The organism is Mycolicibacterium chitae (assembly GCF_900637205.1).
In the GTDB taxonomy this organism is placed as follows: Bacteria; Actinomycetota; Actinomycetes; order Mycobacteriales; family Mycobacteriaceae; genus Mycobacterium; species Mycobacterium chitae.
In genome coordinates this window covers 3,874,142-3,896,913 of sequence record NZ_LR134355.1, presented here as the reverse complement: position 1 = coordinate 3,896,913, position 22,772 = coordinate 3,874,142, and the positions used below count along the sequence as shown (strand labels likewise).

Here is a 22,772-nt window from a genome sequence, read left to right as displayed (position 1 = left end):
CGTCAGTCGGGCAGCTTGATGACCGAGGTGTACATCTCGATCACCGGGCGGTAGAGATCGATGCCGTCGAGTTGGCTGCCCAGGATCACCGAGTCGCTGGTGGCCACCAGGGTCTCGGCGAAGAGCAGCGGCGGGATCGACAGCGTGGCGCCCAGCTTGTCCATGCTCTCGACGATGAAATCGGCGAGCTTGGTGACGACCTCGGAGCGTTTCGCCGCCACCCGGTCCCTGGCGTCGGGGTTGCGATGCAGATACAGCGTGAACTCCAGCCCGAGCGCGGCCTGCTGGGCGCCGCGGTCGAGGCTGAGCTGACGCCAGCGCTCGGCGATCTGGTCGAGTTCGTGGGCACCCACCCGGCTCGCCGAGGACATCACCTCGGCGAAGCTGTCGAAGTAGCGCCGCCAGTACCGGTCGCTGACCGCCAGGAACAGGTCTTCCTTGGTGGAGAAGTGCTTGTAGATGGCGCCCTTGGTGTAACCCGCCGCATACGCGATGTCGTCGAGAGTGGCTGCGGTGAAGCCCTTTTCGCCGAAGACCGCCTCGGCGGCATCCAGCAGCAGGGAGCGGGTGTGCTCGAGTCGCCGCTCCCGGGTCCAGCGCTCCGCCATGCGACGAGTCTGCCACAAGTTTCCAAGAAACCATTGAGTCACTGAGATACTTGTCGGTATATTCACGCTCCGTGAGTGAACTGGCGAACCAAAAGCCCGCGAAAACCGAGTCCCTGAGCAGCGTCGGCCGACTCGACGCGCCGGCGGCGCGGTCATCGAGACGGGTCAAGATCTGGGCGACCGCCGGCGGCATCATCCTGGCGTTCCAGATCTACGTGTGGATCCGGTGGATCACCGGGCCCTACTTCCAGCGGGTCGATCCGGGGCCGACGGATCCGCCGACCTTCATGAAGGTCGCCCTGATGGCCTGGCAGATCGGCTCGCCGGTGCTATTCCCGGTGGCGATCTGGTGGTTCATCATCCGGCCCTGGCGGCGCGAACGACGGATCACCCTCGACGGCATGATCATGGTGTCCACCGGGTTGTTCTTCTTCCAGGATCCGCTGCTGAACTACATCAACACCTGGTGCACCTACAACGCGTGGGCGTTCAACATGGGCTCGTGGGCCCCGTACGTGCCGGGCTGGATGTCGCCGGAGCGGCCCGGCGCGCAGGTGGCAGAACCGTTGGGCATCAACGTCTCCGGGTACGCCTACGGGGTACTGCTGTGCACGATCCTGGGCTGCTGGGTCATGCGCAAGGCCCAGCAGCGCTGGCCCAACCTGGGCACCAAGGGGCTGATCGCCGTCGCGTTCGCCTGGGGGTTCGTCTTCGACTTCGTGATGGAGGGCCTGGTCCTGATGCCGCTGGGGATGTACACCTTCCCCGGTGCCATCCAGTCGCTGTCGATCAACGCCGGCACCTACTACCAGTGGCCCATCTACGAGGGGCTGATGTGGGGCGGCGTGCAGGCCGCGCTGTGCTGTCTGCGGTTCTTCACCGACGACCGCGGCCGCACCGTCGTGGAGAAGGGACTCGACAACATCCGGGGCGGCTTCGCCAAGCAGCAGTTCGTCCGCTTCCTGGCGATCTTCGCCGCGGTCAGCGCCTCCTTCTTCGTCTTCTACATCATCCCGGCCCAGTTCATGGCGACGCACGCCGACCCGTGGCCCGAGGACGTGCAGAAGCGCTCGTACTTCACCTCGGGACTGTGCGGCGACGGCACCGACCGGCCGTGCCCCGACCCGTCGCTGCCGATCCCCACCCGGCACTCCGGCTACGTCAACGTCGACGGCGAACTCGTCCTGCCCGACGGGGTGGACCTGCCACCGGTGGTGCCGCACGAAGGGCGGGAGTGACCGTGTCGGACAACGGCGCCGGGACGCTCGAACAGACCCTCGAAAAACACTCTGCCGCACCGTTCTACCGTGCGGTCGGCGACGAGGTGGAGGTGTTCCGCGCGGCGGCCCGCCGCGGGTTGCCCGTGCTGCTCAAGGGGCCGACCGGGTGTGGCAAGACCCGCTTCGTGGAGGCCATGGCGCACGAACTGGGCCGTGATCTGGTCACGGTCGCCGGCCACGAGGATCTGACCTCGGCCGATCTGGTGGGCCGGTTCCTGCTCGAGGGCGGCGACACCGTCTGGGTGGACGGGCCGTTGACCCGGGCGGTGCGCGGCGGCGGCATCTGCTACCTCGACGAGGTCGTCGAGGCGCGTCAGGACACCACGGTGGTCATCCACCCGCTCGCCGATCACCGGCGGGAGTTGCCCATCGACCGCCTCGGCACCACGCTGGCCGCCGCGCCGGGATTCCAGTTGGTGATCTCGTACAACCCGGGCTATCAGTCGGTGTTGAAGAACATCAAGGAATCCACCCGGCAGCGGTTCGTGGCCATCGAACTGGACTTCCCGCCTGCCGCAGTGGAGACCGAGATCGTCGCGCACGAGGCCGGCGTGGACGCCGACACCGCGGCGGTGCTGGTGCGGATCGGCAATGCGATCCGCAACATCGACGGCTCACCACTGCGGGAGGCCTCGTCCACCCGGATGCTGGTGCTGGCCGGCGGACTGATCGCCGAGGGGCTCAGCGTGCGCCGGTCGGTGCAGGCGGCGATCGTCGAGGCGCTCTCCGACGACCGCGAGGTGATCGGCGCGCTCGGCGAACTCGTCGACGCCATCCTGCCGCGGACGTGACCGAGCCGGAAAGCCCCGGGCCGCAGCGGCTCCGGTTGCTGGCCGGTTATCTGGCCGGCCGCGCCGTCGACGTCGCCGAAGCCCCCGCGGGCCAGCCGGCGCACACCGACGGTCAGGTGGTGTTCGTCTCCCCGGGCGCCTCGGCCGAGCGGCAGCGCCGCGAGGTGCTGGTCCAGGCCGGGCTGCTCGGCGCCGGCAGCCTCGACCCGGCGCTGCTGCGCTCGCTGCGGGGCCGCGGCGGGACGGCCCGGCGCTATCTGTCGGTCGAGGGCCGGCGGGTGTTGGCCGAGCTGGCCCACCGGCTCCCGCTGGCCGCCGAGTGTTGTCCCGGCGGCGCCCCGCACAGTTCGTCGGCCGCAGAGTCACTTCAGATTGCCCGCAGCCGTGCGAAAGTCGACGATCCACCGCCGTGGTTCGGCGTCCTCAAGCCGTTGCGGGTGACCGGTCCTGCGGCTCCGGCCGGTACGCCGGCATCGGAGCAGGACCTGCACTTCGAGATCACCGCCGACGCCGACGCCGATGACGACGCCCCGGACGACGACGAGGGGCCCTCGGAGGAGAGCAAGATCCTCAAGCTCTTCGACAACCCGTTGTTCAACTCCGAAGCGGTGGGCGACTTCCTGCGCAAGCTGCTGGGTAGCTCGTCGGGGTCCGCCGACAACAAGTCCGGCGGCGGGGGACTGCGGGCGCGCGCGGCGCGTCAGGGCCGCGCGGCCGGGCCCCAGGCGCGCCCGCTGCCCACCCGCATCCGTTTCACCGATCAGGCCAATCCCGCCGCCACCGTCGGGGTCGGCGGCGCGCTGCACCCCGAATGGGATGCCGACAACGAGCGCTACCGGCCCGACTGGTGCCGCGTCATCGACTACCCGTTCACGGCGCCCGCGGAGTTCTCGGCCGCCGCGATCACGCCGGACGACGTGCTGCGGCGGCGGCTGTCCCGCATCGGGCTGGGCTTGAAGGCGTTGCGGCGCAGGCCCGATGGCGACGAACTCGACACCGAGGCGCTGGTGGAGATGTCCATCGACCTGCGCTCGGGGTACTCTGCGCCCGAACACATCTACGTCGAACACCGAAAGTCCGCGCGCAACCTCGGAGTCCTGATCCTGCTGGACGCCTCCGGTTCCGTCACGGACACCGACCCCGCCGGCCTGGCGGTGCACGACCATCAGCGTCGCGCCGCCGCGACCATCGCCGCGACACTCGAGGAACTCGGCGACCGGGTCGCGGTGTACGCCTTCTGGTCCAAGGGCCGCTCCGCGGTGCATCTACCCGCGCTCAAGACCTTCGACCAGCGGTTCACCGCGCTGAGCCGGGCTCGGCTCAACCAGCTTCAGCCGTCGAACTACACCCGGTTGGGCGCGGGTATCCGCGGCGCCGGCGAGATCCTGAAAACCCAAGCGGGCACGCCCAATCGGTTGCTGCTCGTGCTCTCCGACGGCCATCCCTACGACCACGGCTACGAGGGCCGCTACGCCGAAGCCGACGCGCACAAGGCACTCGACGAGCTACGGCGAGACGGCGTCGCGTGCCTGTGTCTGTCGGTCGGAGCCGACACCGACGGCGACGCGCTGGAGCGGGTCTTCGGGTCGGCCAGCCATGCCGGCGCCGCGACGCTGGCCGAACTGTCGCCGCGCATGGACGAGTTGTTCCTGGCCTCGCTGCGCGAACTGGCCGCACCGACGCCACGGGCCTGATCGGCCGCGGCTCAGAGCCGGAACATCTCCCGGGCCATCGCCGACTGTTCGAACACCGCGTCGCGCTGCGGGCCGTAGTACCGCTTCTTGGGCCTTTCCGGTGGCTGCTGCCCGACCCGCTCCATCGGCACCGCGAAGGTGCGCGGTTTGAACCAGCGCAGTAGCGCCGTCAGCGATCCGACTCCCGATATCGATCCCATGATTCACCTCTTCTCACGGACGGTGTGTCCACGATTCCGAATCTAACATAAGAAATAGAAGTGAAAAGTAGATAGTGAAGTTCGAAAACCAAACGGAAGTGAGGTGGGTACGATGTCGGGTATGGCCACGCGACGGAGTTACGGACAGTTCTGCGGTCTGGCGCATGCCCTCGATGTCGTCGGCGAGCGTTGGACGCTGCTGATCGTGCGCGAGCTGGCAATCGGCCCCAAGCGCTACACCGAGTTGGCCGACGCGCTGACCGGCATCGGGACCAGCCTGCTGGCAACCCGGATGCGGCAACTCGAGGCCGACGGCGTCATCGAACGCCGGCTGGCCCTGGACAAGCCGGGTTCCTCCGTCGTCTACGACCTCTCCGAGGCCGGCCGCGAACTGGCCAGAGCCGTCATCCCGTTGGCGATGTGGGGGGCGCGCCACCAGATGGCCGATGTCGAGTTCGACGAAGAGTTGTTCCGGGCCGAGTGGCTGTTGGCGTTCCTGGCCGCCGATGTCCGCAACGACCTACCTGAGGGCCTGGATGCGGTCTACGAGTTCCGCATCGGTGCCAGCGTCGCCGCCCTGCATCTGCACGCCGGGGGCACGCGCGTCACGCCCGGCCCCACCGAGACACCCGCCGACGCGACGATCGCCGCCGCCCCGGAGACGGTCGCCGCGCTGGTGGGCGGGCGCCTCGAACTGGGGGAGGCCCTCACCCAGGGCCTGCTGCAGGCCGACGGGGACTCCGCCGCCGTCGCCGCGTTGGTCGGTGTGATCGAGAAACGGCTCCGCGCGCTGGTCCCGGCCTGATTACCGTAAGAACATGTCAGACCAATCAGCCGCCATCGACGTGGCGCACCCGCCGGAACTCCTGATCAAAACGCTGAACCCGATCCTCGGCCGGATCCTGCGCACCCCGCTGGGCCGCCCGCTCGGCGAGTTCATGCTGGTGCGGTTCACCGGACGAAAATCGGGCCGCTCGTTCGCGGTGCCGGTCAGCGCCCACGAGCTCGACGGTGACCTCTACGCCGTGCTGGAGGCGCAGTGGAAGTTCAACTTCCGTGACGGCGCCGACGCCGTGATCCATCATTCGGGTCGGCGCCGCGAGCTGCGCGGGCGGCTGATCGCCGACCGGGCGGCCGTCGTGGACATCGTCAACCGGTTGGCCGTCGGGTATGGACCCAAGAAGGCGCAGCGCACCATGGGCATGGGCTTCCGCGACGGCCAACTGCCCACCGTGGCCGACTGGGAGGACGCGGTCGCGCGGTTGAACATCGCGGCGATCAAGTTCACACCGCGCCCCTGACCTCGTAGTCGGCACCTCGATCCACCCGGCGAATGGGGCTAGGCTAGCCTTTCCTAACTTGGCTACAGGCGTTGCACAGGCCGCGCAAAGGTGGAAGGTAGGGGCACGGTGGTTGCAGTCGGTGCCGCCCAGGGTGAGCAACCCGCCGCCGGAGCCCCGTCGCACCCGCACCGCCGCCTCGACATCCAGGGGCTGCGCGCGGTCGCGGTCCTGGTGGTCATCCTCGACCACGTCGGGATGCCGGGATTCCCAGGCGGTTTCGTCGGCGTCGACGTCTTCTTCGTGATCTCCGGCTACGTGATCACCCGCATGCTCCTGCACAAGCCCACGCGACCGCGCAGTGCCTGGTTCCTCGACTTCTACGCCAAACGCGCGCGCCGGATCGTCCCGGCCGCCACCGTCGTCATCGTCCTCACGGTGATCGCGACTTTCGAGCTCACCAACTTCCTGCGCGGCGCCCGGGTGCTACCGGATGCGACGGCCACGTCGCTGTTCCTCGCGAACTTCCACTTCATCGCGACCGGTACCGACTACGCCCGGCTCGGGGCCGATCCCTCTCCGCTGCAGCACTATTGGTCGCTGGCGGTCGAAGAGCAGTTCTACCTGGTGTTGCCCCTGGTGATCATCCTGGCGATCGCCGTGGCGGCGCGGCTGCGCCGAGCCACGACGGCGCAGGTGTTGGTCGGGCTCCTGGTCGCGGTCGTCGTCGCCAGTTATCTGTATTCGATTCTGTTGACCGCCGTGAACGGCACCGCGGCGTTCTTCTCGCCCCTGACCCGGGCCTGGGAACTGGCGATCGGCTGCCTGATCGCGGTAGCCGGGCCGTGGTTGGCCGCTCGGACCTCGGCGGCCACGGCGGCCACGGCGGCGGTGCTGTGCTGGTTCGGAATCGCGGCCATCGCCTGGTCGGTCGCCTTCCTCGACGACACCAGCAGTTTCCCGGGTTCGATCGCCGCAGTGCCGGTGCTCGGCGCCGCGGCGATCCTGATTGCCGGGGCGCGCTCGGAGCGCACGCTGCCCGCCGCCGTGCTGGGTAGCCGCATACCCCGCTACATCGGTGACATCTCCTACTCGCTGTACCTCGTGCACTGGCCCGTGTTCACGATCACCGCCGAAAGGAGGCGGTCGGTATGCCGTCGTGCGCACACATCTTGACCCCGCGCCGGGGCGCATCCGAGGGCTTCCAGCACGCCCAGAGCGACCGATCTGGATTGCCGGCACCAACCACTGGGACGGTGGCCCCGCCTAGTCGACGGCGCGCTAAGCGGCGCGCATGTGCCCGGCGCTTCCAAGGTTCGTATCTCGGCTCGGCCGCAGGAGGGCACCGGTCAGCTCGCGGCCAGACAATGCCGCGCCCCTTCGGCGTGTTGTCGACCCTTCGAACGCGCTGTGCGCGCGCACGGCGTGCAGTACCCGTTGATCGCGTGCCCGATCGTCTGGGGCGACCCGGCAGCAAGTCTGCGGGTAACTGGCAGAACTGCAGCTTTATTGGCAGGGGCGACAGTTGCTGGCGTGGTTCGCGTTGGCTGTCGGGTGGTTACCACAGTGCAGGAGCCGTCGAAGACGCCGAAATCGGCGATCGGCTACCGGGGAGCCGCAGTGCGATAACAAGATGGCGTCAAGTATCCGAGACGCGGGAGAGGTTCGCATCCGCTGTTAGTGTCAGCGCATTGTGACGTCGACCGCTAACGTAACTCGCGCGACGCACAGTGCCGCCATCGCGGCGCTGGCGCTGGCGCTGGGGTTGTTGGTAATGGTGATCGGCGTCGGGTGGGCATCGGGGAGCGCTGAGCCGTCGGGGTCTCATGGCCCGCACGCGACGGTCGCCGGCCCCTACGGCGAGTTTGCTGTCGCAGCTGACCATCCGCACTTCGAAAACGGGTCGCTGCCGGTGGTGCCTGACATCGTCGCCGAGGCCGTGCTGCCCCGAGCAGCAACCGCACTGGTGGCCCTGGGTCTGGCTGTCGCGATCGGCCTGGTGGCCTTGCTGTGGCGCCCCCGACTATGGCGGGGAGTGCGAGGGCCACCTCGCGGCAGGGGCGCCGTGTGGAGCGGTCGGCAGAGGTTGACCCGCATGTGCATCGCGCGCCGCTGACGGTGTCGCGCCAGATCGCCTTGCCTATCCGGCAGGGCCGTCGGTGACCGCTGCCAGTACCCGCAGCCGCGTCCCAACACATGCCGCGGCATCCTTTCGGAAGCGACGAAACCATGAACCACATTCTGTCCGCTCAGCCCCCACATCTGCACGCCTCCCGCCACCATTTCCTGGGCCGTTGCGACCGGCCTGCCACGATGGTCGGCCGGACTCCGGTGCTGCGCTTTGGCGCCCCGTTCACCACCGATGGCCGTGGCTTTTGGGCCAAGCTCGAAGGCTTCAATCCCGGCGGCATGAAGGACCGCCCGGCGTTGTACATGGTCGAGCGGGGCCGGGCTCGCGAAGAACTGCGACCCGGGGCGCGCATCATCGAATCGACCAGCGGCACCCTGGGATTGGGCTTAGCGCTGGCCGGCACGGTGTACGGCCATCCGGTCACGCTGGTCACCGACCCCGGATTGGAGCCCATCATCGCTCGGATGCTGACGGCTTTCGGTGCCCAGGTCGATGTGGTGAGCTCGCCCCATCCCGAGGGTGGGTGGCAGCAAGCACGGCGCGACCGGGTCGCCGAGTTGCTGGGCGCCGATCCGCACGCTTGGTACCCCGATCAGTACACCAACCCCGACAACGTCGAGGCGTACCGGCCGTTGGCGCTGGAATTGCAGGCTCAACTCGGCCACATCGACGTGCTGGTGTGCTCGGTGGGCACCGGTGGGCATTCGGCCGGGGTGGCACGGGTGCTGCGCGAGTTCAATCCCGAGCTGCGGTTGATCGGGGTGGACACGGTCGGATCGACGATCTTCGGACAGCCGTCCGGCACCCGGCTGATGCGCGGGCTGGGCTCGAGTATCTACCCGCGCAATGTGGATTACGCGGCGTTCAGCGAGGTGCACTGGGTGGCGCCGGCCGAGGCGGTGTGGGCCTGCCGCACGCTGGCGGCCACCCATTACGCCAGCGGTGGGTGGAGTGTCGGAGCGGTCGCCTTGGTAGCCGGCTGGGCGGCACGCACGCTGGGACCCGACGCCACCATCGCTGCGATCTTCCCCGATGGGCCGCAACGCTACTTCGACACCGTCTACAACGACGACTACTGCCGCGCCCACGGCCTGCTCGGAGTCGTCCCGCCTCCTGAGCCGGCCGTCATCGACGATCCGCGCATCAGAATTGTGTCGTCGTGGACCCGTTGCACCCACGTCGTCGACCCGGTGGCGGTGATGGGGTGATCGGCATTCTCACGCAGTTCCGCAGCTTTGGCTGGCCGAGCCGACTGTTGATGATCAACCAGTTCGGGATCAATCTCGGGTTCTACATGCTCATGCCCTATCTGGCCGGCTACCTCGCCGGCCCACTAGGGTTCGCCGCGTGGGCGGTGGGACTGGTGCTCGGCGTGCGCAACTTCTCCCAACAGGGAATGTTCATTATCGGGGGCACCCTGGCCGATCGGCTCGGCTACAAGCCGCTGATCGTGGCCGGCTGCCTGTTGCGCACAGCCGGTTTCGGGTTGCTGGTCATCGCCGAGTCGCTGCCGGGGCTGCTTATCGCCTCGGCGGCCACCGGATTCGCCGGTGCGCTGTTCAACCCCGCGGTTCGGGCCTACTTGGCCGTTGACGCCGGGCCGCGCCGCGTGCAGGCGTTCGCGGTGTTCAACATCTTCTACCAGGCCGGCATCCTGGCCGGCCCGCTGGTGGGGCTGGCGCTGATGATGCTCGATTTTCGCGTCACTGCCGCAGCGGCCGCGGTCGTATTCGCACTGTTGACCATCGCCCAACTGTTCGCACTGCCCCAGCACAGCACCGACGTGCCGGCAGGGACAACTTCGGTGTTGGTCGACTGGCGCACCGTGGCAGCCAACCGGTCATTTATATTGTTCGCCGCGGCGATGATCGGCTCCTACGTGCTGTCATTCCAGGTCTACCTTGCTTTGCCGCTGCAGGCCGGGATACTCGCCCCGAGCGACCAATCGCTCATCGTGGCAGGGATTTTCGTCGTATCAGGTGTGGTGGCTGTCTTTGGGCAAATGCGCATCACCCGCTGGTTCGCCGCACGCTGGCGGCCGGGGCGATCCTTGGTGGTCGGGTTGGCGGTCTTGAGCGCGGCGTTCATCCCACTGATGGTGATACCCGACAGCGAGCGCCTGGGCCACGGCGCGGCGGTGGCCGCGCTGCTGGTGGCAGCGGGGCTGCTGGCGGTCGGTTCCGCGGCGGTGTTTCCGTTCGAGATGGACACCGTCGTGTCGCTGGCGGACGGTCGCTTGGTCGGCACCCACTACGGCTTCTACAACACCATCGTCGGGATCGGAATCCTCGCCGGCAACCTTGCGACGGGATCGCTGATGCACGCTGCCCACCTCGCCGGCGTCGACGAACTCGTGTGGGTAGGGCTCGCACTGATCGGACTACTGTCCGCGACTGCTCTCTACCGACTCGACCGCACGGGCCGCCTGCAACCTCTACCGGCCACCGGACCCATCGCGACAGCAGACTGACCGCCTCCGACCGCCCGGTACAGCACTCCCATTGCGTCCTGACGACAGCACTTTGCTCTCAGCAGACTTGACACCGTTGTGCTTGCTTCCATCGTGCGCCGCACGGGCCGCGGCAGTCGTCGGTCCATCCGGTCCGGGCTCCGATCGCGCAGATCCCACGGCTTGAGCCTCCGCCGCTGAGCTGAAAAACGACGCCGACCAGCGAGGCCGGACGATTTGCGCCAGGTCACCGATGCCCTGGCTGGTGCGGCGACTCGGCGCTGCCGTCCTCGTCGGTCACGGCGGCAGGTGCAGGGAGGTCCAGCGCAACCGTGGGCGTGCTGGATCCCGGCGTTCGCGGTGAGTAGCTGATGCCGTTGGGTCCCTCGCCGACCGGGATGGTTACCGACACCGTCTGGCCGGCCAGGTCGACGACCGAGACGCTGTTGTCGTAGCTGTTGGTGACCCAGGCCAGCGTCCCCGCGGGGTCGATCACCACACCGTGCGGCCCAGCACCGGTCGCGACGGTGGTACGCACGGTCATCGTGGCCGTGTCGATCAGTGATACCGCATGCCCGGGGGCATCCGGGGTGCCCTGGTCAGCCGAGACCACCGTCGCGTTGTCGGGCGTGAGGTAGACCTGCACCGGGGCCGCCGACACCGCGACGCTGCCGGCCACCGTGCGCGCGTCGAGATCCACCTTCACCACCGCCGCCGGCTCGGTGATGCCGGTATAGGCGTAACGTCCGTCGGCGCTGACCGCTACCTGCGCCGGCCCGTCGCCCACCGGCACGGAGAACTGCATCTGATCGGTCTGGGCGTCGATCACATCCAGCGCCCCGGTCATGTGATTGGCGACGACGATCACCGAGCCGTCACTGGCCGCGCGTAGACCGTGCGGCATCCCACCCACCTCGATCAGGCCCAGCGGCTGCAGGCTTTGACTCTGGAATATCGACACCGTGCCGTCGTCGGCGTTGGCCACATAGACCTTGCCGTTGGGCGCCTCGATCACATGCGCCGGGTGGTGCCCGGTCTGGCCGGTCGCCCTGACCTGGTAGGTATCGGCGTCGATAGCCACCACGGTGTCGGTTCCGACGCTGGTTGCATACACCGTGGCGGCGTCCTGCCCGACCTGGACGTTGTGCGGTCCTTGGATGCCGGTCAGGGTGGTCACCACCGTGTTGGCCGCCGCATCGAGGACCGTCAGACTGTTGCCGATCTCGTCGGCAACCCACACCGACCCCGCTACCGGGGTCGGCTCCGGTGGGACGGGACTGGTTGGTGACTGCCCGGCCTGCCCGGTGTCACCACCAGAACAGCCCGCCAAAACCGCGGCCAGCAGCACTGTGGACAGAACGGCGATGAGTGTGGTGCGCGCCGACCCAGCCCGCCACCAGCCACCGCCCGGTGGCCGGATCCCAGACGACGTCGTAGTGGTGACCGATGACATGACCCGACCATACCCCCGGCAGGTATGTGCCCAAGCGGGGATTTGCGATGGCATACTGAACCCTTAGCTGACCGGACTGCTTCACTCAGTTGCGCGCGCTGATCCGCAGGAGGACCGCAATGCCACGGATGCACCTCGACCTCGACAACCTGGAATCGGCGTTGGCTCTCAAACCCATTGCCCTAGTGCACTTCTGGTCAGTGGGAAGCCCCGGCGGCGATGGTTTTGAACTGATCTACGACCGCTCGGCACGACGACATCCCGCGGTGCTGCACGCCGACGTCAATACCGATCAGCAACAGCACCTCGCTCAAATCGCCGGAGTAGCCGACGTTCCGACGACGCTGGTATTTCGTGACGGCGTATTGATCTATCGGGAACCGGGCGCGCTGTCGGCTCGCGTGCTCGAGGAACTTATCCAGCAAATCAAGCTGGTGGATATGGATAAATTGCGTGCCGCGACCGCCGTCCGGGATCCCAGCTCGACGCCACGTCCCTGGACTTGACCCTTCGATGTATAGAGTGCCAACGGCAGTTCGACCGACAGCCGACTGGTTCGGCAGTACCTGCTGACGGTACGTGCCGCTGACAGCGCCGGCCATGTAACCCGGGGTGGTCGAGTCGCACCGTCGCCGTCTTCGCTACGCGCGGCCGCCGCCGGTGCCGTCATTGAACATTTCAGTAAGTCCAACCAACTGCTTATTTGGTTATGCTGCTGCGAGTGTAGGTCGCCGAACTTGTCGAATCTGCGTTCCCGCGCCTGGGGTTTCTCAGAAACGCGTCGACCGGGTGATTCTCGCTACGAAGGAAAGCGGGCATCCATGTGTCCGCGCTGGCCGAATGGTCCCTGGATAAGATCCGTTAGCGGCAGCCGTTGGTTTCGCGAGTCTTTGAAGAGTTCCGAAGTCCGCACCGAATTCGTCTCCGCGACAGGGGCTTTCAACCTTTCCTTGAGGGCTGTCGGGGATGGTGTGCTACGCCGGTTTCGGTTGGCTTTCACGCCCGAGGACGCGCCAAACTGCGCGATGTGGCGCCACTACGCCCGGGGAGTGCCGGTGATGGGCAGGTCGATGGTGAACCGTGCGCCGTGGCCGGGGCCGTCGCTGTCGGCGCTGATCCGGCCTCCGTGGGCTTCGACCAGCGCGCGGGTGATCGTCAGACCGATGCCGCTGCCGCTGTGGCGACGGCTGCGGGCGAGGTCGGCTTGGTAGAAGCGGTCGAAGATGTGGCCGAGGTGTTCGGCGGCGATACCTTCTCCGGTGTCGGCGACCACGATCTCGGCGTGGGTGGGGTGGGTCTGCTGGCAGGTGATGGTGACGGTCCCGCCGGTGGGGGAGTGGCGCAGCGCGTTGTCGAGCAGGTTGCCCAGTACTTGCCCGAACCGGTCCGGGTCGACGGTGACCGGCACGGATCGGTGGATGCGGGCCTCGATGGTGACGCCCTTCTCGTCGTAGCGTGTCCGAACGGAGTCGACGGCGGCGGTGATCAGGGTTGTGGTGGTGGTGGGTACCGGGAGGATGCGGGTGAGATGTTCTTCGGCGCGGGAGACGGCGGTGATGTCCTCGGCGAGGCGGTCGAGCCGGTGGGTGGCGGCACGCAGGATCTGTACGGTGTCCTCGTCCAGGCTGCGGACGCCGTCTTCGAGGGCTTCGAGGTAGGAATCGAGGGTGGCGATCGGCGTGCGCATTTCGTGACCGAGGTCGGCGAGCATCCGGCGCCGGGTACTTTCGGTGGCTTCGAGGCGGCGGGCAACTTCGTTGACGGTGACGGTGAGTTCGTCGAATTCGCGGCCGAGTCCGGGGCTGTGTATGCGGGTGTCGTAGCGGCCTGCGGCGATCCGTGCAGTTGAGGTGGTCACGGCGGTCAGAGAGCGTTGCACCCGCCGGGTGATGTACCAGCTCACCGCCAGTGCCAACAGCACCGCGATCGCGACGGCCAGCCCCCACGCGAGGACGATCGACCAGGTGAAGGCTTCTTCAACGTGACTGGCCTGGCTGGAGTTGTGGTCGATGCCGGCCTGCCCGAGGTGATCTTGGAAGATTCCGGGCGCGAGTGCGGAGGCCACGAGCCAAGCACTGACGGCGCAGCCGATCACCACCACGGTCAGGGCGAGAAACAATCGGGTACCAAAGCTCGACCCGGCGAAGGTGCGCCGCACTGATCCTCGCGTAGCGGAGATCGGGGAGTTCATGTGCCGGTGCCCATCCGGTAGCCGACGCCGCGGACGGTGCGCACATAGCGACCGCGGGTGGCGTCGTCGCCGAGTTTGCGGCGCAGGTGACCGATGTGCACGGCGACAAGGTGTTCGTCGCTGATCCAGTTCGGCCCCCACACCGCGTCGATCAGCTGAGCGCGGGTGAGCACCACGCCGGGATCACGTGCCAGCGCCGCGAGAATGTCGAATTCGGTGCGGGTCAGGGCGACCGGCGTCCCGCCGACGGCGACCTCGCGGCCGTCGACATCGAGGCTCAGGTCACCGAAGGTTCGGGTGGGGAGGGCACCCGCAGGCCAGCCCGGTGCGGTGGTGCGAGGGCGAGGGCGGCGCAGCATCGCCTGGACGCGGGCCATCAGTTCGCGGGGACTGAACGGTTTGCTCATGTAGTCGTCGGCGCCGACGGACAGCCCGATGAGGGTGTCGATCTCCTCGGTGCGGGCGGTGAGCATCACCACGTACGCATCTGAGAACGTCCGCAGTTGCCGGCACACCTCCACCCCGTCCAGGCCCGGCAGTCCGAGGTCGAGGACGACCACGTCGGGATCGACCTGTCGGGCGAGAGCAACGGCGTCGACCCCGTCTGCGGTGATCGTGACCTCGAAGCCGTCGCGTTCGAGATATGAGCCGACCAGGTCTGCCAGCGGGGTTTCGTCTTCGATGATCATCGCCCGCAAGCCGGTGGGTGGGCGCTGCGCCGTCGCCGGGTCGCCGATCGGTGCGGGTATGCGAGCGGAGGAGGTCATGGCGTCCATCATCGCCAGCACCGTCCCGTCCCGGCGTCGGGACGGGCTTCTTGAGCAAATCTTCATACGACCTCCATCGAATCCTTGGGGTGGGCGCTCGAAGCTGAAGACACGAATCGAGGATGGAGGCGACGATGATGGCCTGGGTCGGTGACATCGGCTGGGCGGGATGGGCCGTCATGGTCGGGTGCATGCTCGTGTTCTGGATGGTGGTGATCTACCTGATAGCCACGATGTTCCGCACCGACCGCGCAGACGGTCCTGCTCGCCTCGGGCGACAGGGTGATCCGCTGCGGGGGCTCGAAGAGCGGTTCGCCCGAGGCGACATCGGCGCCGAGGAGTTCGTCGGCCGCCGACAGGTCTTGACGCAGATCGGCAACCCCGCTGCGAAAGCCGATCGGCGAGGGCAGGTTCGTGGTTAGGTTGCCCCGGCGCTCTTTTCTGATCGGTTCGTTGCTTGCCGGTGCTGGGGCGCTGGCGGCCTGCTCCGGGCCGGGAGCGGCCGCCGGTGCGCCGGTACGCGCAACATCACCCGTGGTGCGTCGGCTTGAGCAACAGCGCCGCACCCCCGGCCAGCAGGTGGTTTCGGCGCGGTTGACGTCGCGTCCGGTCGAGGTGGACTTCGGCGGCCGGATAGTGACTACCTGGGGATACGACGACTCTCTGCCTGGTCCGCTGCTGCGCGCCCGCGCCGGGGATCTGCTGCGAGTGGAGGTAGACAACCAACTGCCGGTGGAGACGAGTGTGCACTGGCACGGGCTTGCGTTGAGCAACGACATGGACGGGGTGCCTGGGCTGACACAGGACCCGATCGCCGCCGATGGTCGGTTCGTCTACGAGTTCACCGCCCCGGACGCGGGCACGTACTTCTACCACTCCCATTCGGGCGTGCAGCTCGATCGTGGTCTGTACGGCGCTCTGATCATCGACGATCCACACGAGCCGGGGGATTACGACCACGAATGGGTCGTGGTGCTCGACGACTGGCTCGACGGCACCGGCCGCACCCCCGACGAGGTGGCCCGCGAACTCGGAATCGGCGCCGGGAGCGGTGACGGTGCCGAAGACCTGGGCGGGATGGGCCACGGCAGCATGGGTGAGATGGGCCACGGCACCATGGGCGAGGAAACAATGCTCTCCCGACTGCTCGGTGGCGCAGGGGACGTGAGCTATCCCCATTTCCTGGTCGGCGGGCGCGTGCCCGACGATCTGATGGTCTTCACCGCGACACCCGGTCAGCGGGCAAGGGTCCGATTCGTAAATGCCGGCGCGGACACCGCTTTCAGGGTCGCATTGGGTGGGCATCGGATGACCGTCACCCACACCGACGGCTTCCCGGTCGTGCCGCAGGACACCGACGCGCTGCTGATCGGTATGGGCGAACGTTTTGATGTGCTCGTGACCCTCGGCGACGGCGTGTTCCCGTTGTTCGCCCAGGCCGAAGGCAAGACCGGGCACGGACAGGCCCTGGTGCGCACCGCCACCGGCGATCTTCCACCTCAACCCCGGCCGCGTGAGCTGGACGGGCGGGTGCTGCTCGGCACCGATCTCGCGCCCCGCGACCATGTGCGGTTGGCCGAGCAGGATCACGATCTTTATCACAGCGTCGACATGGGTGGAACCATGTCGCCCTACCGGTGGACCCTCAACGGCCGCACCCATCCGGACGTCCCGCCACTGAACGTCAACGCGGGACAACGGGTGCGCATGCGGATGCGGAACATGTCCGACATGTTCCACCCGATGCACCTGCACGGACACACCTTCGCGCTGACCGACACCGGACTGCGCAAGGACACCGTCACCATCAGGCCGATGCGCACCGTGGAGATCGAATTCGACACCGACAACCCCGGGCAATGGGCGCTGCACTGCCATAACGCCTACCACCAGGAAGCCGGAATGATGACCACCGTGTCCTACCTGGCCTGATCCCGGCAGTCGCCCAGCGGCGACCGGACTCGGTCGTCCCGATACCCGTAATTGTTCGAGAAAGGAACACACCCGATGAACAAGAAATGTCTCGCCGTCGGCGCCACCGCCCTGGCCGTGGTGTTCGCCGCCGCTGCCTGCAGTAACTCCGACACCGAAACCACCGCGGCGAGTTCCCCCGCGTCGCCCTCGGTGAGCACCTCTGTCGAGGAGGCGGCGGCGCACAATGACGCTGATGTGATGTTCGCCCAGATGATGCTCCCACATCATGCCCAGGCGATCGAGATGAGCGACATGATTCTGGCCAAAGAGGACATCCCCGTCGAGGTGACCACGCTGGCCGGGCAGATCAAGGCCGCCCAGGGTCCGGAGATCGAGCAGCTCGAGTCCTGGCTCGAACAGTGGGGTGCACCCACGTCGATGCCCGAGGGGCATCACGACATGCCCGGCATGGACGAGGAATCGGGCATGGGCGGAATGAAAGGGATGATGAGCGCAGAGGACATGCAGGCCCTCTCGCAGGCCCAGGGCACCGACGCTGCCCGCCTGTTCCTCGAGCAGATGATCGCCCACCACGAAGGCGCCGTCGAGATGGCGCAGACCGAGGTCGACGATGGGCAGTTCCCCGACGCGGTGGCGTTGGCCCGCAGCATCATTGATACCCAGCAGCAGGAGATCGAGACGATGCGTCAGCTGCTGAGCAGCCTGTAACGCCCCAGCTCACCACCGTCGGTCCGCCACAGTCAGGAGCTTTCGATGTCACACCCGGAACACGGACCCCCCCACTGGGAGCTGGCCGAACACGATCACGGTATCCCCACACAGAGCCCGCCCACCGACGCCCACGATGCACATGCCGGGCACGGGGAGCACCTCGCCCACCTCGGCGGGTCCGCAGAGCACGGCGGCCACGACCGGCACGCAGGACACGGCACGCACGGGGAGATGTTCCGCCGCCGCTTCTGGGTGTCGTTGATCCTGTCGATACCGGTCGTGGGTTTCAGCCACATGGTCGCCGAACTGCTCGGCTACCACATACCCGACTTCCCCGGCGCCATGTGGATTCCGCCGGTGCTGGGCACGGTGATCTTCGTCTACGGTGGCATGCCGTTCCTTACCGGCGGCTGGGCCGAACTCCGCTCACGCCGGCCAGGGATGATGCTGCTCATCGCGATGGCCATCAGCGTCGCGTTCCTCGCCTCGTGGGTCACCACCCTCGGCCTCGGCGGGTTCAATCTGGACTTCTGGTGGGAACTGGCGCTGCTGATCGTGATCATGCTGCTCGGGCACTGGCTCGAAATGCGCGCCCTCGGCTCGGCATCCGGCGCACTCGACGCGCTGGCGGCGATGCTTCCCGACACCGCCGAGAAGATCACCGACGACGGCACTCAGGAAATCTCGTTGTCGGAGTTGGCCCTCGACGACGTGGTGCTCGTGCGGGCCGGGGCTCGGGTCCCCGCGGACGGCACCGTTGTCAACGGGCGCGCCGAAGTCGACGAATCGATGATCACCGGCGAATCCAAGACCGTCACCCGCGAGGACGGTGACACCGTGGTCGCCGGCACCGTCGCCACCGACAGCGCCCTGCGCGTGCGGGTCACCGCCATCGGTGAGGACACCGCCCTGGCAGGCATCCAACGCATGGTCGCCGCCGCCCAGGCCTCCTCTTCGCGGGCGCAGGCGCTGGCGGACAAGGCTGCGGCGTTCTTGTTCTACTTCGCCGCCATCGCCGGTCTGGTCACATTCGTGGTGTGGGCGCTGCTCGGCAACATCGACGAAGCGGTGGTGCGGACGGTCACCGTGCTGGTCATCGCCTGCCCCCACGCCCTGGGATTGGCGATCCCGCTGGTGATCGCGCTGTCCACCGAACGCGCCGCCAAAGCCGGAGTACTGGTCAAGGACCGTCTCGCGCTCGAACGCATGCGTACCGTCGGGGTGGTGCTGTTCGACAAGACCGGCACCCTCACCCAGGGCCGACACCAGGTCACCGGCATCACGACCGCCCACGGGATCAACGAGTCGTATCTGCTGGCTCGCGCCGCCGCGGTCGAAGCCGACAGCGAACATCCCGTCGCTCAGGCGATCGTGGCCGCTGCCGAGGACCGCGTCCCGGCGACCGATCAGATCACCGCCACCAACTTCCGATCACTACCCGGACGAGGAGTACGCGCAGTCGTCGACGGCAGCGAGGTGACCGTCGGCGGCCCCGCCATGCTTACCGCGCTGTCGTTGTCGGTCCCAGCCGAGGTCACCGCGATCACCGAGCAGTGGGTGCGGCGAGGCGCCTCGGTCCTACACATCGCCGAAGGCGATCAGGTGCTCGGCGCGGTCGCGCTTGAAGACGCAGTCCGCGAAGAATCCCGCCAAGCGATCGACGCCCTGCACGCCCGCGGAGTCAAAGTCGCGATGATCACCGGCGACGCTCGGCAGGTCGCCGACGCGGTGGCCACCGATCTCGGCATCGACGAGGTATTCGCAGAGGTGCTGCCCGAACACAAGGACGCCAAGGTCACCGAGCTACAGCAACGAGGCCACAAGGTCGCCATGGTCGGCGATGGCGTCAACGACGGCCCAGCCCTGGCCCGAGCCGACGTCGGAGTGGCAATCGGGGCCGGCACCGATGTGGCGATCGAATCCGCCGGGGTGGTGCTGGCGGCGAACGATCCACGGGCGCTGCTGTCGATCATCGAACTCTCCCACGCCAGTTACCGGAAGATGTGGCAGAACCTGGTGTGGGCGACCGGCTACAACATCCTCGCCGTCCCACTGGCCGCGGGTGTGCTCGCCTTCGCTGGCATCGCGATCTCCCCGGCCGTCGCCGCAATCCTGATGTCCATCTCCACCATCGTGGTCGCCCTCAATGCCCAACTACTGCGCCGCCTCGACCTCGACCCGAACCGCCTGGCCCGTACCTGACCGATCCGAAACGAGTTCCGTATTTTGATGGCGAAAGTTCTCCTGCGCCGGTTGACGCCCGTCCTCGTCGCGGCTACTGCGGCGGCTGTGCTTGTCGGGTGCTCAACCAGCGAACCACCCACCACAACCGCCGAGTCGGTCTCGGCCACCGAGTCAACCGCGCCCAGTGTGACGTTGACCCCGGCACTCGATCACCTGCACGGCCTGCACCTCGGCGCCGACGGCACGGTACTGGCCGGCAGCCACACCGGCCTAGTCGCCATCGCCGCCGACGGGCGCACCACCCGCATCGGCACCTCTGACGATGACTTCATGGGACTGGCTGGTGTGCCCGGCACCGATCACCTGTTCGCCTCCGGCCATCCCGGACCGTCGAGTTCGGCCCCTAACCCGTTGGGGCTGATGGACAGCACCGACGGTGGCCACACCTGGACACCGACATCCTTGACGGGAGAAGTGGACTTCCACGCTCTGGCCACCGACGGGAAGGTGCTCGTCGGTTTCGACGGGACTACCGGGCTGTTGGTCTCCACCGATGTCGGCGCCAGCTGGAGCGCCGGAGCCCCACTGGCCGCAGCGGCCTTCGCCGTCACCGACGGTGGCGTCTGGGCGGCCACCGCTGAGGGGTTGCAGCACAGCACCGACACCGCTCGCACCTTTACCGCCGTACCCGGTGCCCCGAGATTGACGTTGCTCTCGGCCGCCAGTGACGGGTCACTGTGGGGTGTCGACAGTCACGGCGTCGCCTGGTGCAGCCGCACCGGGCAAACCTGGGTCCAGCACACCGTCGTCGGCCCCGTCGAAGCGTTACTGGCCGTCGATGCCGACACCGCCTATGCCGCCACCTCGCGACAGCTCTACACCATCGAATGACCCATGGCCAGGGATGGCGACACTGCACCGTCTCGTTACCGTGGCGGATCCGCCACGCTTCCGCCAACCCAAGTGAGATTCCGCCACGCCTACTGGGATCCCACAGCCGGGGCATTGACAGCGATCGTGACGGCTGTTACTAATTAATTATCTAGCCGACTAATACTGGGAGACGCCAATGACGTCCACCGCGGACGCCGCCGTCGGTCTCGGGGTTGCCGAGTTGACCGCGATCTTCACCACCGCAACCCGGATCAAGGTGTGCGACGAGAAGTTTCGCTCGCTGATCCTCACCGGTCAGGTCAGCGCGCAGTACTATTCGCCGCGCGGCCAGGAGATCATCTCCGCGTCCATCGGCGCGCTGCTCGAGCCGACCGACTACGTCGTCACCACCTACCGTGGCCTGCACGATCAGCTGGCCAAGGGTGTGCCGCTGCGCGAGTTGTGGGCCGAGTTCTTCGGCAAGGCGACGGGCACCTGCAAGGGCAAGGGCGGCCCGATGCACATCACCCATCCCGAGTCCGGCCTGATGGTCACCACCGGGATCGTCGGCAGCGGCCTGCCGATCGCCAACGGCCTGGCGCTGGCCTCGCAACTGCGGGGCGACGGCCGCGTCACCGTGGTCAACTTCGGCGACGGCGCCACCAACATCGGCGCCTTCCACGAGGCCTGCAACCTGGCCGCGCTGTGGAAGCTGCCGGTGGTGTTCTGCTGTCACAACAACCGGTACGCCGAACACACCTCCTTCGAGGGCGGCACCAGCGTGGACCGGGTCGCCGACCGCGCCGCGGCCTACAAGATGCCCGGCGTGCGGGTGGACGGCAACGACCCCGTCGCGATGTACGAGGCCGCCCGGCAGGCCATCGAACGGGCCCGCAACGGGGAGGGACCAACATTGTTGGAGGCCATGACATTCCGGTTCTTCGGCCATCAGATGTCGGATCAGAACGAATACATGCAACCCGGCGAGCTGGAACGGGAACGCGCGGCCGATCCGGTGCTGCGGTTCCGCGCCTGGCTGATCGACAACGATGTGCTCTCCGAGTCGGCCGTGGAAACCATTGAGGCGCAGGCCAAGGCGGACGTGCAGGACGCCTTCGAGTTCGCCGAAGCCAGTCCGGTGCCGGACCTGGCCGAGGGCTTGACCGACGTCTACGAGGAGGCACTGGCATGACCCAGACCCAGGTGGAAACCCAGCCGATGCTCGGCTTCCAGGCGATCGGCAGCGCACTCGACGACGCGTTGGGCCGCGACCCCTCGGTGTTCCTGCTCGGCGAGGACATCGCCGACCCCAGCGGTGGCGTGTTCAAGGTGTCCGCCGGGCTGTCCACCAAGTACGGCGCCGACCGGGTGCGGGCCACCCCGATCAGCGAACAGGCCATCGTCGGTGCCGCCGTCGGCGCGGCGGTCGCCGGAATGAAGCCGGTCGCCGAGATCATGCTGATGGACTTCCTGGCCGTGTGCATGGATCAGGTGTCCAACCACGCCGCCAAGCTGCGCTATATGTCCGGCGGGCAGACCACGGTGCCGCTGACCATCCGCTGCGCCGCCGGCGCCGGGATGCAGTTCGGGGCCCAGCACTCCGAGATGCTCGAGGCCTGGCTCACCCACATCCCCGGCCTCAAGGTCGTCGTACCCAGCAACCCGGCCGACGCCAAGGGCCTGCTCACCGCCGCGATCTTCGACCCCGACCCCGTGGTCTTCGTCGAGCAGAGCCTGCTCTACTTCGCGCCGCCGCAACCGGTCCCGGTCGGCCACCACGTGGTCCCGCTGGGCTCGGCGGCCACCGTCCGGGAGGGTGCCGACATCACGCTGATCAGCTACGGCCGGCAGGTGCACACCGCGCTGGCCGCCGCCGAGCGGTTGGCCCAGGACTCGATCGAGGCCGAGGTGATCGACCTGCGCACGCTGGTGCCACTCGACGAGCGCACCGTGCTGGAATCGGTGGCGCGCACCCGCCACGCCGTGGTCATCCACGAGGCGGTGCGCCGCAACGGATTCGGGGCCGAACTGGCCGCGCTGATCACCGAGCACCTGTTCGACGAACTCGGTGCGCCGGTGCAGCGCGTCGCCGGGCCCGACACCCCGATCCCGTACGCCAAGGTGCTCGAGGATGCGTTCGTGCCCGGCGAGGACGACATCGTGGCGGCCGCCAAGCAGGCGCTCTCGCGGTCCCGGGTCGGCGCCGGATCGAACGGCTAACCTTC

At 67.6% G+C, this 22,772-nt stretch carries 22 protein-coding genes; 17 read left to right on the top strand and 5 right to left on the bottom strand.

The genetic code is table 11. The features are described 5' to 3' along the window. Positions 1-2: 2 nt before the first annotated feature. The gene (locus EL338_RS18605; protein WP_126335101.1) at positions 3-608 is read right to left on the bottom strand and encodes a TetR/AcrR family transcriptional regulator; all 606 of its coding nucleotides are present in this window, start codon (positions 606-608) and stop codon (positions 3-5) included. A gap of 71 nt (positions 609-679) precedes the next feature. On the opposite strand from EL338_RS18605, the gene EL338_RS18600 reads away from it, so the two are divergent. From EL338_RS18600 to EL338_RS18590, 3 genes are read left to right on the top strand one after another with little or no spacing between them, the layout of a single operon-like run. Beyond that, entirely contained in the window at positions 680-1,846 is a 1,167-nt protein-coding gene (locus EL338_RS18600; protein ID WP_126335100.1) for a spirocyclase AveC family protein, read from the top strand. 2 nt (positions 1,847-1,848) lie between these two features. Continuing rightward, a complete protein-coding gene (locus tag EL338_RS18595; protein WP_235666546.1) occupies positions 1,849-2,679 on the top strand; it encodes a CbbQ/NirQ/NorQ/GpvN family protein in 831 nt (276 codons plus the stop codon). Then, complete coding sequence (locus EL338_RS18590; RefSeq protein WP_126335098.1) at positions 2,676-4,373, top strand: nitric oxide reductase activation protein NorD; 1,698 nt, start codon at positions 2,676-2,678, stop codon at positions 4,371-4,373. Before EL338_RS18595 ends, EL338_RS18590 begins: the two co-directional genes overlap by 4 nt. An 11-nt stretch (positions 4,374-4,384) precedes the next feature. Here EL338_RS18590 and EL338_RS18585 read toward each other — a convergent pair whose 3' ends face one another. Then, positions 4,385-4,573 (bottom strand): hypothetical protein, encoded by a 189-nt coding sequence (locus tag EL338_RS18585; RefSeq protein ID WP_126335097.1) that lies wholly within the window; start codon positions 4,571-4,573, stop codon positions 4,385-4,387. Positions 4,574-4,694: 121 nt separating this feature from the next. On the opposite strand from EL338_RS18585, the gene EL338_RS18580 reads away from it, so the two are divergent. The 6 genes from EL338_RS18580 (at position 4,695) to EL338_RS18555 (ending at position 10,454) form a co-directional block, all read left to right on the top strand. Beyond that, positions 4,695-5,378 (top strand): HxlR-like winged helix-turn-helix transcriptional regulator, encoded by a 684-nt coding sequence (locus EL338_RS18580; RefSeq protein ID WP_308213134.1) that lies wholly within the window; start codon positions 4,695-4,697, stop codon positions 5,376-5,378. Positions 5,379-5,391: 13 nt separating this feature from the next. Continuing rightward, positions 5,392-5,874, top strand: a complete 483-nt coding sequence (locus EL338_RS18575) for a hypothetical protein (RefSeq protein WP_126335095.1) — start codon at positions 5,392-5,394, stop codon at positions 5,872-5,874. Between the two features lie 108 nt (positions 5,875-5,982). Beyond that, positions 5,983-7,029, top strand: coding sequence for an acyltransferase family protein (locus EL338_RS18570; RefSeq protein WP_235666200.1), 1,047 nt, complete (start codon positions 5,983-5,985; stop codon positions 7,027-7,029). 517 nt (positions 7,030-7,546) lie between these two features. Further along, a complete protein-coding gene (gene lpqS, locus EL338_RS18565) occupies positions 7,547-7,969 on the top strand; it encodes a putative copper homeostasis (lipo)protein LpqS (RefSeq protein ID WP_126335094.1) in 423 nt (140 codons plus the stop codon). 113 nt (positions 7,970-8,082) lie between these two features. Next, positions 8,083-9,192, top strand: coding sequence for a PLP-dependent cysteine synthase family protein (locus EL338_RS18560; RefSeq protein WP_126335093.1), 1,110 nt, complete (start codon positions 8,083-8,085; stop codon positions 9,190-9,192). Positions 9,193-9,242: 50 nt separating this feature from the next. Beyond that, the gene (locus EL338_RS18555) at positions 9,243-10,454 is read left to right on the top strand and encodes an MFS transporter (protein ID WP_276005827.1); all 1,212 of its coding nucleotides are present in this window, start codon (positions 9,243-9,245) and stop codon (positions 10,452-10,454) included. A 226-nt stretch (positions 10,455-10,680) separates the two neighbouring features. Here the strand turns inward: EL338_RS18555 and EL338_RS18550 are convergent, their stop codons facing one another. Further along, positions 10,681-11,886 carry a YVTN family beta-propeller repeat protein gene (locus EL338_RS18550; protein ID WP_126335091.1) on the bottom strand — a complete coding sequence of 402 codons (1,206 nt, stop codon included), beginning with the start codon at positions 11,884-11,886 and terminating at the stop codon, positions 10,681-10,683. Positions 11,887-12,014: 128 nt separating this feature from the next. On the opposite strand from EL338_RS18550, the gene EL338_RS18545 reads away from it, so the two are divergent. Next, positions 12,015-12,392, top strand: coding sequence for a thioredoxin family protein (locus EL338_RS18545; RefSeq protein ID WP_126335090.1), 378 nt, complete (start codon positions 12,015-12,017; stop codon positions 12,390-12,392). Positions 12,393-12,922: 530 nt separating this feature from the next. Here the strand turns inward: EL338_RS18545 and EL338_RS18540 are convergent. Together EL338_RS18540 and EL338_RS18535 are read right to left on the bottom strand one after the other, a co-directional pair. Further along, entirely contained in the window at positions 12,923-14,077 is a 1,155-nt protein-coding gene (locus EL338_RS18540; RefSeq protein WP_126335089.1) for a sensor histidine kinase, read from the bottom strand. Further along, positions 14,074-14,766, bottom strand: a complete 693-nt coding sequence (locus EL338_RS18535) for a response regulator (RefSeq protein ID WP_126336958.1) — start codon at positions 14,764-14,766, stop codon at positions 14,074-14,076. Before EL338_RS18535 ends, EL338_RS18540 begins: the two co-directional genes overlap by 4 nt. Before the next feature lie 212 nt (positions 14,767-14,978). Here EL338_RS18535 and EL338_RS18530 point away from each other — a divergent pair, with 212 nt between their 5' ends. The 7 genes from EL338_RS18530 (at position 14,979) to EL338_RS18500 (ending at position 22,767) form a co-directional block, all read left to right on the top strand. Continuing rightward, on the top strand, positions 14,979-15,266 hold the full coding sequence (locus EL338_RS18530) for an SHOCT domain-containing protein (protein ID WP_235666199.1): 288 nt from the start codon (positions 14,979-14,981) through the stop codon (positions 15,264-15,266). Next, positions 15,259-16,776, top strand: coding sequence for a multicopper oxidase family protein (locus EL338_RS18525; protein WP_126335087.1), 1,518 nt, complete (start codon positions 15,259-15,261; stop codon positions 16,774-16,776). Before EL338_RS18530 ends, EL338_RS18525 begins: the two co-directional genes overlap by 8 nt. 75 nt (positions 16,777-16,851) lie before the next feature. Continuing rightward, positions 16,852-17,487 carry a DUF305 domain-containing protein gene (locus EL338_RS18520; RefSeq protein WP_126335086.1) on the top strand — a complete coding sequence of 212 codons (636 nt, stop codon included), beginning with the start codon at positions 16,852-16,854 and terminating at the stop codon, positions 17,485-17,487. A gap of 45 nt (positions 17,488-17,532) precedes the next feature. After that, positions 17,533-19,692: a heavy metal translocating P-type ATPase gene (locus EL338_RS18515; protein WP_372508227.1), complete on the top strand. Its 2,160-nt coding sequence runs from the start codon at positions 17,533-17,535 to the stop codon at positions 19,690-19,692. 27 nt (positions 19,693-19,719) lie between these two features. Beyond that, a complete protein-coding gene (locus EL338_RS18510) occupies positions 19,720-20,565 on the top strand; it encodes a F510_1955 family glycosylhydrolase (protein WP_126335085.1) in 846 nt (281 codons plus the stop codon). A gap of 178 nt (positions 20,566-20,743) precedes the next feature. Next, entirely contained in the window at positions 20,744-21,739 is a 996-nt protein-coding gene (locus EL338_RS18505; RefSeq protein ID WP_126335084.1) for a thiamine pyrophosphate-dependent dehydrogenase E1 component subunit alpha, read from the top strand. An 11-nt stretch (positions 21,740-21,750) separates the two neighbouring features. Continuing rightward, positions 21,751-22,767, top strand: coding sequence for an alpha-ketoacid dehydrogenase subunit beta (locus EL338_RS18500; RefSeq protein WP_435404944.1), 1,017 nt, complete (start codon positions 21,751-21,753; stop codon positions 22,765-22,767). The last annotated feature ends 5 nt before the right edge of the window (positions 22,768-22,772 follow it).

Excerpts from the sequence above, each read along its gene's own strand:
- EL338_RS18605 (WP_126335101.1), bottom strand. The coding sequence starts at position 608 with ATGGCGGAGCGCTGGACCCGGGAGCGGCGACTCGAGCACACCCGCTCC.
- EL338_RS18585 (WP_126335097.1), bottom strand. The coding sequence starts at position 4,573 with ATGGGATCGATATCGGGAGTCGGATCGCTGACGGCGCTACTGCGCTGG.
- EL338_RS18580 (WP_308213134.1), top strand. The coding sequence starts at position 4,695 with ATGGCCACGCGACGGAGTTACGGACAGTTCTGCGGTCTGGCGCATGCC.
- EL338_RS18575 (WP_126335095.1), top strand. The coding sequence starts at position 5,392 with ATGTCAGACCAATCAGCCGCCATCGACGTGGCGCACCCGCCGGAACTC.
- EL338_RS18560 (WP_126335093.1), top strand. The coding sequence starts at position 8,083 with ATGAACCACATTCTGTCCGCTCAGCCCCCACATCTGCACGCCTCCCGC.
- EL338_RS18555 (WP_276005827.1), top strand. The coding sequence starts at position 9,243 with ATGATCAACCAGTTCGGGATCAATCTCGGGTTCTACATGCTCATGCCC.
- EL338_RS18550 (WP_126335091.1), bottom strand. The coding sequence starts at position 11,886 with ATGTCATCGGTCACCACTACGACGTCGTCTGGGATCCGGCCACCGGGC.
- EL338_RS18545 (WP_126335090.1), top strand. The coding sequence starts at position 12,015 with ATGCACCTCGACCTCGACAACCTGGAATCGGCGTTGGCTCTCAAACCC.
- EL338_RS18540 (WP_126335089.1), bottom strand. The coding sequence starts at position 14,077 with ATGAACTCCCCGATCTCCGCTACGCGAGGATCAGTGCGGCGCACCTTC.
- EL338_RS18535 (WP_126336958.1), bottom strand. The coding sequence starts at position 14,766 with ATGATCATCGAAGACGAAACCCCGCTGGCAGACCTGGTCGGCTCATAT.
- EL338_RS18530 (WP_235666199.1), top strand. The coding sequence starts at position 14,979 with ATGATGGCCTGGGTCGGTGACATCGGCTGGGCGGGATGGGCCGTCATG.
- EL338_RS18520 (WP_126335086.1), top strand. The coding sequence starts at position 16,852 with ATGAACAAGAAATGTCTCGCCGTCGGCGCCACCGCCCTGGCCGTGGTG.
- EL338_RS18515 (WP_372508227.1), top strand. The coding sequence starts at position 17,533 with ATGTCACACCCGGAACACGGACCCCCCCACTGGGAGCTGGCCGAACAC.
- EL338_RS18510 (WP_126335085.1), top strand. The coding sequence starts at position 19,720 with ATGGCGAAAGTTCTCCTGCGCCGGTTGACGCCCGTCCTCGTCGCGGCT.
- EL338_RS18505 (WP_126335084.1), top strand. The coding sequence starts at position 20,744 with ATGACGTCCACCGCGGACGCCGCCGTCGGTCTCGGGGTTGCCGAGTTG.